The sequence below is a fragment of the Streptomyces sp. NPDC044719 genome, from assembly GCF_056433405.1.
Window position 1 is genome coordinate 91593 of sequence record NZ_JBWKHE010000011.1, and the last position, 11339, is coordinate 102931.

General features: G+C 71.0%; 10 protein-coding genes. 5 read left to right on the plus strand and 5 right to left on the minus strand.

All coding sequences use genetic code 11. The features are described from left to right. Nucleotides 1–3: 3 nt before the first annotated feature. The 5 genes from AC07DF_RS36155 to AC07DF_RS36175 form a co-directional block, all read right to left on the minus strand. Nucleotides 4–1065 (minus strand): FMN-binding protein, encoded by a 1062-nt coding sequence (locus tag AC07DF_RS36155; protein ID WP_478980935.1) that lies wholly within the window; start codon nucleotides 1063–1065, stop codon nucleotides 4–6. A 40-nt stretch (nucleotides 1066–1105) separates the two neighbouring features. After that, nucleotides 1106–2488: a ferredoxin reductase family protein gene (locus AC07DF_RS36160; protein WP_478980937.1), complete on the minus strand. Its 1383-nt coding sequence runs from the start codon at nucleotides 2486–2488 to the stop codon at nucleotides 1106–1108. A gap of 136 nt (nucleotides 2489–2624) precedes the next feature. Continuing rightward, a complete protein-coding gene (locus AC07DF_RS36165; protein WP_478980939.1) occupies nucleotides 2625–3323 on the minus strand; it encodes a L,D-transpeptidase family protein in 699 nt (232 codons plus the stop codon). Between the two features lie 3 nt (nucleotides 3324–3326). Further along, the gene (locus tag AC07DF_RS36170) at nucleotides 3327–3914 is read right to left on the minus strand and encodes a pyridoxamine 5'-phosphate oxidase family protein (RefSeq protein ID WP_478980941.1); all 588 of its coding nucleotides are present in this window, start codon (nucleotides 3912–3914) and stop codon (nucleotides 3327–3329) included. A gap of 141 nt (nucleotides 3915–4055) precedes the next feature. Continuing rightward, a complete protein-coding gene (locus AC07DF_RS36175; RefSeq protein ID WP_478980943.1) occupies nucleotides 4056–5003 on the minus strand; it encodes a hypothetical protein in 948 nt (315 codons plus the stop codon). A 228-nt stretch (nucleotides 5004–5231) separates the two neighbouring features. Here AC07DF_RS36175 and AC07DF_RS36180 point away from each other — a divergent pair, with 228 nt between their 5' ends. From AC07DF_RS36180 to AC07DF_RS36200, 5 genes are all read left to right on the plus strand, one after another. After that, nucleotides 5232–6425 (plus strand): argininosuccinate synthase, encoded by a 1194-nt coding sequence (locus tag AC07DF_RS36180; RefSeq protein WP_478980945.1) that lies wholly within the window; start codon nucleotides 5232–5234, stop codon nucleotides 6423–6425. Nucleotides 6426–6510: 85 nt separating this feature from the next. Then, nucleotides 6511–7944, plus strand: coding sequence for an argininosuccinate lyase (gene argH, locus AC07DF_RS36185; protein WP_478980947.1), 1434 nt, complete (start codon nucleotides 6511–6513; stop codon nucleotides 7942–7944). 176 nt (nucleotides 7945–8120) lie between these two features. Beyond that, nucleotides 8121–9092, plus strand: a complete 972-nt coding sequence (locus tag AC07DF_RS36190; RefSeq protein ID WP_478980949.1) for an aldo/keto reductase — start codon at nucleotides 8121–8123, stop codon at nucleotides 9090–9092. Nucleotides 9093–9184: 92 nt separating this feature from the next. Continuing rightward, nucleotides 9185–9736, plus strand: coding sequence for a TetR/AcrR family transcriptional regulator (locus AC07DF_RS36195; RefSeq protein WP_478980951.1), 552 nt, complete (start codon nucleotides 9185–9187; stop codon nucleotides 9734–9736). Further along, nucleotides 9733–11262 (plus strand): MFS transporter, encoded by a 1530-nt coding sequence (locus tag AC07DF_RS36200; protein ID WP_478980953.1) that lies wholly within the window; start codon nucleotides 9733–9735, stop codon nucleotides 11260–11262. The genes AC07DF_RS36195 and AC07DF_RS36200 overlap by 4 nt, the downstream gene beginning before the upstream one ends. Nucleotides 11263–11339 lie beyond the last annotated feature (77 nt).

Sequence of the window (11339 nt, forward strand, 5' to 3'; positions counted from 1 at the left end):
GTGTCAGCCACCGGCCTGGTCCAGCGCCGACTGGAGGGACTGCTTGTAGCCCGCACTGGTGTAGGTGGCTCCGGAGACGGCGTCGATCTGCGCGTTCCCGGCCGCCACGGCGGCCTGGTTGAGGCGGGGCACGGAGGAGGAGGTGATCTGGTCGCTGCGTCCGCCCTTGGGGGCCTGGACGGCCTCGGCCTTGGTGATCTTCCCGCCGGCCACGGTGATGCGGACCTGGACGGGACCGTACTGCGTCTGCGCGGCCGTGCCCGTGACCGTCTTGGCCTGGGCGCCGCTCGCCCCGGCGCCGGCACCCTGCGCGGCGCCGCCGCCTCCTCCTGCCGGAGCCTTGTCCAGTGCGGACTGGAGGGACTTCTTGTAGCCCGCGCTCGTGTAGGTCGCGCCCGAGACGGCGTCGATCTGCGCGTTCCCGGCCGCGACCGCCGCCTGGTTGAGGCGGGGCACGGAGGAGGAGGTGATCTGGTCGCTGCGTCCGCCCTTGGGGGCCTGGACCGCCTCGGCCTTGGTGATCTTCCCGCCGGCCACGGTGACCCGGACCTGGACCGGGCCGTACTGCGTCTGCACGGCATCGCCCGTGAGGGTCTGGGCGTTGCCCGAGCCCTGCGCGGCGCCGCCCGCGGCCTTGGCCTTGTCCAGGGCCGACTGGAGGGACTTCTTGTAGCCGGCGCTGGTGTACGTCGCCCCGGAGACGGCGTCGATCTCCGCGCTCTGCGCGGCGACCGCCGCCTGGTTGAGGCGGGGCACCGAGCTGGCGGTGATCTGGTCGCTGCGTCCGCCCTTGGGGGCCTGGACCGCCTCGGCCTGAGTGATCTTTCCGCCGCTCATGGTCAGACGGACCTGCACCGGGCCGTACTGCGTCTGCTGCGCGTCACCGGTGACGGCGCCGTTCACGCCGCCCTGCGGTGCCTGCCCGGCCGCCGCCGGAGGAGCCTGCCCGGCAGCCTGGGCGGAACCCGGGTCGGAGGCCGGCTTCATGGACAGCAGCAGCACGATCCCGGAGACGGTGGCTGCGCCGGCGAGCACGGCACGCCGGACGGGGTGACTCTTCCTCATCGTTTCTCAAGCTCCTGAAGGGCCGTTGATGTCCCGTCGCTCACATCTCGAACGACTCGTGATGGATACGGCGGGCGGGGACTCCCGCGCCGCGCAGTGCTTCGTAGACCGACTGCGCGAAGCCGGGCGGCCCGCACATGAACACGTCGTGGTTGTCGACGTCGGGGATCTTCCGCTGGAGGGACTCCGCGGAGATGTCGGGGCGTTCGCCGTCGGGGCTGTTGACCGCGTACATCAGCCGCGCGCCGCGCTCGTCGGCGATCTTGGCCAGCTCGCCCCACAGGGCCAGGTCCTGGGTGCTGTTGGCCCGGTAGAGAAGCGTGATGTCGCCGGACGAGCCCGGCAGGGTTTCGAACAGGGCCCGCATCGGGGTGATGCCGACACCGCCCGCGACCAGCAGCACCTTGCCGCGGCTGCGGCGCTGCGCGGTCATGGCGCCGTACGGGCCCTCGGCCCACACCTTGGTGCCGGGCTGGAGCTCGCGCAGCCGGGAGGTGTGGTCGCCGATCGCCTTGACGGTGATGCGCAGCATGTCCGGGCGGGGCGCCGCCGACAAGGAGTACGGGTGCGAGCTGAAGCGCATGCCGGGCGCCTTGAACCGCCAGCGGAAGAACTGCCCGGCCTCCGCGCCCATCCGGTGCAGCTTGCGCCCGCCGATGAGGACGGACACGATCCCCGGGGTCTCCTCGATGACCGCCTCGACCCGCATGCGGTGCCGCAGGTTCAGGCGGATCGGGGTGATGATCCGGTACCAGAGCACCAGCGCGGTCACCACGCCGTAGAGCCCGTACCAGAAGGTCTTCGCGGCCGGCTCGACGGCGAACTCGTTGCCGGTCGTGATCTGGTGCCAGAACGTCATGTACACCGACGCGTAGGTGAGCAGGTGCACGTGGTACCAGGTGTCGTACCCGATCAGCCGGCGGACCCCGCCGATCGACAGGATCCCGATGACGAACAGCAGGCCCGTGCCGATGGCGGCCTTGCCCATGTCCGGCAGCTGGTTGATGGAGTCGATCGTCTGCTGGACGATGTCGCCGAGTCCCTTGCCCGCCTGGAGGGCGTAGCCCCACATGGTGAGGAAGACATGGGCGAGGACCAGGCAGAGCGTGTACCGCCCGGTCATGGCGTGCCAGCGCGCGACCCGGTCGGTGCCCACCCGTCGCTCCAGCGCGGGCACCCGGGCCATCTGGAGCACCACCAGCGCCATGAGGTAGCCGGCGAGCAGCCCGGTGATCCGGCCGGCGGCCAGGATCTTGCTCGCCTGGTCCGCGAGGGACGGTGTGTTGTCCCACCACAGCCACAGCACGGCCGCCGCTCCCGCCCACAGGGCGATCAGCAGCGGGACGGCCGGGGAGCGGCGCGGGCGGATGCGGCGCATCGTCTGGCGACGGGCGGCACGGCCGCCTGCGAGCGTGGTGGTCACGGTTCCTCCGTGGGGACTTGACCCTTGGCCCACAGATACGTGCCGGGACACGGGAGTGTTCAGCCGGGCACCGAGTCATGTGCGGACGGGAGTGACCGGCGGTAATACGCCCGTGTGCCCGCGTGGCGTCCCCGCCTCAGTAGCGCGTGACGGCGGTGGTCCCGCTCGTCGTCCCGACGGCGATGTGGGGACGTCTCGCCGGGTCGGCCCAGGTGAGGATCCGCCGCATCGCGTCCTTCGGCACGGAGACGCAGCCGGCCGTCGCTCCCCGCCCGTTGACGTGCAGGAAGATGCCCGCGCCACGCCCCCGGACGGGACGCTCGTAGTTGAAGTCGATGACGAGCGCGTGCGCGTACTGCGCCCGGTAGGTGATCAGCTGCTCGGATTCGGAGGCCCGGCAGTCGGCCGCGCGGGGCTCGGTCCAGCGGTTGTAGGAGCGGGAGTCGTTGTCCTGGCACCACCAGGAGTCCCGGTGCACCCGGCGGTAGCCGTACGCCGTCCCGCGCGGCGCCGCCTCGATGCCGAAGGCGTACGGCAGTCCGTACAGCCCCGTGGGTGTGGTGTCCGTGCCCTGCTTGCGGGCGGCGCCCTCGACGAGACCGCTGGCTCCGAAGCGCGCGGGTGCGGAGCCGGTCCTCACCCACCGCCCGCCCCTGAGATCCCACCAGGTGACCGTGCCCGTGGTGGAGGCCCGCTTCGGGGCCACCGCGGTGATCAGCTGGGTGCCGCCGCCGGTGTCCGCCATCCGATCCGGCAGGGGCGCCGACGGGGCGGGCTGCCCGGCGCCGAGCACGAGGAGGGAGGAGACGGTGAGGGCGACGGCACCTGGGCGCATGTCTCAGACCGTAGAGGGGGGCAGCGGCAACGGCAGCCCGGGTAGTCCGTCCAGGCTGGTCGCGATGTACTCCTTCTTGGTGAAGTAGGCGTCGAGCGAGGCGTCGTCCTCGCGTGCGAAACGCTTGCTGTGCAGGTCGCGCTCCGCCTCGTACGCCATGAAGGGCACCGCGTAGCCGCAGGTGTCGCGGACGAGTTCGGCCGTCACGACGATGATCGCGCGCAGGCCGTGCCGGGCCGGGTCGATGTCCGGGAAACGGGCGAGGAGTTCCCCGAAGCGCGGGTCGTCGCGGAAGACCGGCTCGCCCCGCCCGTGCACGCGGACGATGTTCGGCGGGCCCTGGAAGGCGCACCACATCAGGGTGATCCGCCCGTTCTCCCGCAGATGGGCGATGGTCTCGGCGTTGGAACCGGCGAAGTCGAGGTAGGCCACGGTGAGCTCGTCGAGTACCACGAAGGAGCCCTTGAGGCCCTTGGGGGACAGGTTGACCGTGCCGTCGGCGGACAGAGGAGCGGTGGCGGTGAAGAAGACCGGCTGCGCCTCGATGAACGAGCGGAGCCGGCCTTCTATGCGCTCATGAGTCTTTCCCATGTCAAACGATTATGGGAGCAGGTCTTTCGACTGTCTAAGGAATTACGGGATCCGGTCACCTCTGCCGGATCCCGAGCTCAGCCGCCTGCCCGTGGCCGCCCCGGCCGGCGCTCACTCGGGGCGGCCACGGCGCCTGTCACCTCACTGGTTGAGCTGGCAGGCGGCGAAGGCCTCGAGGCCTTCGGGCTTCTCGGCGGCGCGGCCGATGGCGGTCTCGATGCGGTTGAGGGCGGCGACGCGCTTGTCCTCCAGGGGGCCGAGGATGGCGTTCTGGACGAAGTTGGGTCCGCCCTGGCCGACCGTGTCGACGAGGCGCTTGTTGGCCTCTTCGATCTGGGTGTTCAGGTCCCCCAGATTGCGGTCGACCTCGGCCTGCGCCGAGGCCGGGATCGCGGGCAGCTGCCCGGTGACGTCCGGGCAGCTGATGCTGCCGGCGGCGCCGGCGTTCCCCGCCTCGCCCGCACCGGCGCCCGCGTCCTCTCCGGCACCCGCACCGGCCTCGGCGCCCGCACCCGCTTCCGCGCCGGCACCGGCCTCGGCACCCGCTTCCGCGCCGGCCTCGGCTCCCGCACCGGCCTCGGCACCTGCCTCCTCACCGGCGCCCGCCTCGCCTCCGGCCGCCTCGCCCGCCCCGGCGCCACCGTCGGCGTTGAGCTGGCAGGCGGCGAAGGCCTCGAGGCCTTCGGGCTTCTCGGCGGCGCGGCCGATGGCGGTCTCGATGCGGTTGAGGGCGGCGACGCGCTTGTCCTCCAGCGGGCCGAGGATGGCGTTCTGGACGAAGTTGGGTCCGCCCTGGCCGACCGTGTCGACGAGGCGCTTGTTGGCCTCTTCGATCTGGGTGTTCAGGTCCCCCAGATTGCGGTCGACCTCGGCCTGCGCCGAGGCCGGGATCGCGGGCAGCTGGCCGGTGACGTCCGGGCACGAGATGGTGCCGGGGCCCGCCAGCGTCCGGGCGTTCGTCCCACCGCTCGCGGGCGTCTCCCCGGCGAGGGCGAAGCCGGCGATCACCGTGCCGGACAGTGCCACCGCGGCGGCGCCGCCGATGAACGCGACGCGACGCTTGTTGTACTTCGGAAGAGCCCTGGACATGCGGATGCCTCACTAGGGGTCGGGGGACGGGGGTGTCCTCGGTGTGCTGAAACGCGGCGCCTGCGTTCGGCGAGAGGTACGAGTAAGCGGTTTCCCGCGTTCAAGGGATCTTCAAATTCCTCTCGGCCTGACCGAAAACCGCCGCCCACTCCGAGCTGGATTGACGAATCATGCAGAGCTCTGCATACTCATGCATGACAGTGATTGCAGTACGGAGGAGAAGAACCCGTGACCGAGCGCGTCGTACTCGCCTACTCCGGCGGTCTTGACACCTCCGTCGCCATCGGCTGGATCGCCGAGGAGACGGGCGCCGAGGTCATCGCGGTCGCGGTGGACGTCGGCCAGGGCGGCGAGGACCTGGACGTCATCCGCAAGCGCGCGCTCGCCTGCGGTGCCGTCGAGGCCGAGGTGGCGGACGCCAGGGACGAGTTCGCCGAGGAGTACTGCCTCCCGGCGATCAAGGCCAACGCCCTCTACATGGACCGCTACCCGCTGGTCTCCGCGCTCTCCCGCCCGACGATCGTCAAGCACCTGGTCGCCGCCGCCCGGAAGCACGGTGCCACCACCGTCGCCCACGGCTGCACCGGCAAGGGCAACGACCAGGTCCGCTTCGAGGCCGGCATCGTCGCCCTCGCCCCCGACCTGAAGTGCATCGCCCCGGTCCGCGACTACGCCATGACCCGCGACAAGGCCATCGCCTTCTGCGAGGCCAAGGGCCTGCCGATCGCGACCTCCAAGAAGTCGCCGTACTCCATCGACCAGAACGTCTTCGGCCGCGCCATCGAGACCGGCTTCCTCGAGGACATCTGGAACGCGCCGATCGAGGACATCTACGAGTACACGCAAAACCCGGCCCTCGCCCGCGAGCCGGACGAGGTCGTCATCTCCTTCGAGGCAGGCGTCCCGGTCGCCCTCGACGGCAGGCCCGTCACTGTCCTCCAGGCGATCCAGCAGCTCAACGAGCGCGCCGGCGCCCAGGGCATCGGCCGGATCGACATGGTCGAGGACCGCCTCGTCGGCATCAAGTCGCGCGAGGTCTACGAGGCTCCGGGCGCGATCGCCCTGATCACCGCCCACCAGGAGCTGGAGAGCGTCACCGTCGAGCGCGAACTCGCCCGCCACAAGCGCGGCGTCGAGCAGCGCTGGAGCGAGCTGGTCTACGACGGCCAGTGGTTCTCCCCGCTCAAGCGTGCCCTGGACGGCTTCGTCGACGAGGCGAACCAGCACGTCACCGGGGACGTCCGGATGACCCTGCACGGCGGCCGCGCGGTCGTCACCGGCCGGCGTTCGCAGCAGTCGCTGTACGACTTCGATCTCGCGACCTACGACACCGGCGACACCTTCGACCAGTCCGCGGCCAAGGGCTTCATCGACATCTACAGCCTGTCGTCGAAGATCGCGGCGAAGCGCGACCTGGCCTAGGCGCATCGGGAGCTGGGCCCTGTCAGACGGGTCCTGGGCATATAAAGGTCTGCGTCACATCCACACCCCTCTAGGAGCAACGCAAGTGAGCAGCAACAGCGGTGACGTCCGGCTCTGGGGCGGCCGTTTCGCCGACGGTCCCGCCGAGGCCCTGGCGAAGCTGTCCGCGTCCGTCCACTTCGACTGGCGGCTCGCGCCGTACGACATCGCCGGTTCGCGTGCCCACGCGCGCGTGCTGCACAAGGCCGGGCTGCTCACGGACGACGAGCTGACGAGGATGCTCGAAGGCCTGGACCGGCTCGAAGCGGACGTCGCCGACGGTTCCTTCGTCGGCACCATCGCCGACGAGGACGTGCACACCGCCCTGGAGCGCGGCCTGCTGGAGCGGCTCGGCCCCGACCTCGGCGGCAAGCTGCGCGCGGGCCGCTCCCGCAACGACCAGGTCGCGACCCTCTTCCGGATGTATCTGCGCGACCACGCCCGGGTCGTCGGCGGCCTGATCGCGGAGCTCCAGGACGCCCTGATCGGCCTCGCCGAGGCGCACCCCGACGTGGCGATGCCCGGCCGCACGCACCTCCAGCACGCCCAGCCAGTCCTGTTCGCCCACCATGTCCTGGCCCACGTCCAGTCCCTCTCCCGGGACGCGGAGCGGCTTCGCCAGTGGGACGCGCGCACGGCCGTGTCGCCCTACGGCTCGGGCGCCCTGGCGGGCTCCTCCCTGGGGCTTGACCCGGAGGCGGTGGCGAAGGACCTCGGATTTGAACACGGCTCCGCCGGCAATTCCATCGACGGCACGGCCTCCCGCGACTTCGTCGCCGAGTTCGCCTTCATCACGGCGATGATCGGGGTCAACCTCTCCCGGATCGCCGAGGAGGTCATCATCTGGAACACGAAGGAGTTCTCCTTCGTGACCCTGCACGACGCGTTCTCCACGGGCTCGTCGATCATGCCGCAGAAGAAGAACCCGGACATCGCGGAGCTGGCCCGCGGCAAGTCCGGCCGCCTGATCGGCAACCTGACGGGCCTGCTGGCCACGCTCAAGGCCCTTCCCCTCGCGTACAACCGCGACCTCCAGGAGGACAAGGAGCCGGTCTTCGACTCCATCGACCAGCTGGAGGTCCTGCTGCCGGCCTTCACCGGCATGATGGCCACCCTCACGGTCCACCGCGAGCGCATGGAGGAACTGGCCCCGGCCGGCTTCTCCCTCGCCACGGACATCGCCGAGTGGCTGGTCAAGCAGGGCGTCCCGTTCCGCGTCGCCCACGAGGTCGCCGGCGAGTGCGTGAAGGTCGCCGAGGCGGAAGGCAAGGAACTGGACGAGCTGACGGACGACCAGTTCGCCAAGATCTCCGCCCATCTGACCCCCGAGGTCCGCACCGTCCTCAACGTCCCCGGCGCCCTGGCCTCCCGCAACGGCAGGGGCGGCACGGCGCCCAGCGCGGTCGCCGTCCAGCTGGCAGAGGTGAAGGCTGATGTGTCGGCCCAGCACGAATGGGCGGTGGCCAAGAAGCAGGCCTGAGGGGAACGCACTCAGGGGCGCGGGGCCGTATCGATTTGCGGCTTCGCCGCGCGGGCGCGACAAGCCACACACAACCCGCACCCGCCGAAACACCGCAAGATCCCAGCTCTGAGGCGAAGGTCATCGCGGGTTACGTTGGTCGAAGCCGAACCGGAGCCGACCGAACGGAGCCCCCGATGCCCTTCGCCCGCCTGGCCACAGCGACCACCCCCACCTGCCACATCGGCCTCGGCCTCGCCGCCGTCGGGCGCCCGGGCTACATCAACCTCGGCCGAGACGAAGACCTCGGAGAAGACCGCAGCGTAGAGACGCTCCGCCATCGCACACACGAACTCCTGGACGCCGCCTACGCCCAGGGCGTCCGCTACTTCGACGTGGCCCGCTCCTACGGCCGCTCGGAGGAGTTCCTCGCCGACTGGCTCAACGCAAGGCCGGCCTTCGACGACATCGTCGTCGGCAGCAAGTGGGGCTACACCTACACCGCCGACTGGTCCACCGACGCCGACCGGCACGAGGTGAAGGACCACACCCTGCCCACCTACGAACGGCAGCGCGCGGAGAGCGACGCCCTGCTCGGCGACCGGATGGACCTCTACCAGATCCACTCGGTGACCCCGGACAGCCCGGCCCTCACCGACAAGGAGCTGCACGCGAAGCTCGCGGAGGCCGCCGCGCAGGGCCTCACCATCGGCTTCTCCACCAGCGGCCCGGCGCAGGCGGACGCGATCCGCGCCGCCCTCGCCGTGACGGTCGACGGCGAACCCCTCTTCCGCACCGTCCAGTCCACGTACAACGCGCTGGAGACCTCCGCCGCGCCCGCTCTCGCCGAGGCGCACGACGCCGGGCTCACCGTGATCGTCAAGGAGGGCATGGCCAACGGCCGGCTCGCCGGGCCGCACGCCCCGGACGTTCTGCGCCAGGTCGCCGAGGAGGCCGCACTGGGGTGCGACGCCGTCGCCCTCGCTGTGATCCTGCGGCAGCCCTGGGCCGGTGTGGTCCTCTCCGGCGCGGCCACCACCAACCAGCTCGCGTCGAACCTGCACGCCGCGGTCGTCGACCTCGACGACGACCAGCTGACCCGCCTCGCCGGGCTGGTCGAGGAGCCGCACGCCTACTGGGAGCGGCGCGGACAGCTGCCCTGGCACTGAGCACCGGGCATCACCACTCCGTAAACCGCCGGTCGTGAGTCACGCATGCCCAGCATGAGACATCATTGTCTCATCTGGGCTATGCTTGTCTCATGGCTGTCGATCCTGATCACGTGCTGCGCACCGCCGCGGCCCTGCTGACCCGCAAAGCCACCGCGACCATGGACGAGGTCGCCAAGGCCGCCGGGATCAGCCGGGCCACGCTGCACCGCCACTTCGCGGGGCGTGACGCCCTCGTCCGCGCGCTGGAGTCGCTCGGCATCGCGGAGTGCGAGGCCGCACTGGACGCGGCCCGGCTCGACGAGGGCACGGCGAGCGATGCCGTACGCCGGCTGGTCGGGGCCATCGAGCCCGCCGCCGGACTGCTCGCCTTCCTCTACACCGAGAACCAGCTGTTCGAGGGCGAGGAGCAGAACGCGGGCTGGGCCCTGATCGACGACCGGATCTCCGCCCTGTTCCGGCGCGGCCAGCTCAGCGGCGAGTTCCGTATCGACCTCACCCCCGCCTGGCTCACCGAGGCGCTCTACGGCCTGATGGCCTCCGGCGCCTGGATGGTGCACAGCGGCAAGGGTGCCCCCAAGGACTTCCAGCACATGATCGTCGAGCTGCTGCTCGGCGGCGCACTACGGAGAGAGGAATCATGACCAGCACCTTGCAGGCGGCGGAAGCGACCGAGGCGGTGAAGCGCCCGGGCCGCTGGCTCGCACTCGGCGTCCTCGTGCTCGCCGTGCTGCTGGTGGCCGTCGACGCGACCGTGCTCGGTCTCGCGACCCCCTACATCAGCGAGGACCTGAAGCCCTCCGGCACACAGCTGCTGTGGATCGGCGACGTCTACTCGTTCGTCATCGCGGGTCTGCTCGTCTCCATGGGCAGCCTCGGCGACCGCATCGGCCGCAAGCGGATCCTGCTGATCGGTGCCACGGCGTTCGGCGCGATATCCGTGTTCAACGCCTATGCCACCACCCCCGAGATGATGATCGTCGCGCGGGCCCTGCTGGGTGTCGCCGGTGCCACCCTGATGCCGGCCACGCTCGCGCTGATCCGCAACCTCTTCCACGATCCGCGCGAACGCAGTCTCGCCGTCGGCGTCTGGGGCGCCACCGCCTCCGCCGGTACGGCTGTGGGCCCGATCGTCGGCGGCTTCCTGCTGGAGCACTTCTGGTGGGGCTCGGTCTTCCTGATCAACCTGCCCGTGATGGCGGTCCTGGTCCTCGTCGGCGTCAAGCTGCTGCCCGAGTCGCGGACCACGAACGCCGGCCCTTGGGACCTGGTCAGCGTCGTGCTGTCGCTGGTCGGCATGGTCGGTGTCGTGTACGCGATCAAGGAGGCGGCCACCCACGGCTTCGCCTGGGCCACCCTGGCCGCCGGTCTGCTGGGCGCGGCCGCCCTGTACGGGTTCGTACGCCGTCAGCTCACGCTCCCCGCCCCGCTGCTGGACATGCGGCTGTTCCGCCACCGAGGCTTCAGCGGGGCCGTGCTGGCGGACCTGCTGACCATTCTCGGCCTGTCCGGGCTGGTCTTCTTCCTCTCCCAGTACCTGCAACTCGTCCAGGGCAGGCGCCCGTTCGAGGCGGGTCTGGCCGAGCTGCCCGCCGCGATCGGCGCGGTGGTGGCCGGTCTGGCCGCGGGCCGTGCGGCCCGCCGCTTCTCGGTGCGGGCCGTCGTCTCCGGGGGCCTCGCGGCGATCGGCCTCGCGCTGGCCGCGCTCACGGTGATCGGCCAGTCCACCGGCTATCCGCTGCTCGGGACCGCCCTGCTGGTCGTCGGCGTCGGTGCCGGCTTCTCCTTCACCGTGACGGCCGACGTGATCCTCTCCAGCGTGCCCAAGGAGCAGGCGGGCTCCGCCTCGGCCGTGTCCGAGACGGCGTACGAACTCGGCGCGGCCCTCGGCATCGCCGTGCTCGGCTCCATCGTGACCGGCGTCTACCGCGACTTCACCGGCCCGGCGGGCACCCCGGCCGCGGCCCACGAGTCACTCGGCGGCGCCGTGGAGGCGGCCGCGAGCATGCCCGCACAGAGTGCAGCGGTGATGCTGGACGCGGCCCGCACATCCTTCGTCGACGGCCTGGCACTCGCGGCGGGCGTCGGCGCGGCGGTCCTGCTGGCCGCGGCGGTGGCGGCGTGGTTCCTGCTGCGGGGGCAGCGGCTGGAGAGCGGGGCGGAACACTGAGAAAGGCCGCGGGGGCGGGGGGGGGGAAAAAACACACACCCCCCCAGGAAGAAAAATCCCCCACCTCCTTTTCCCTT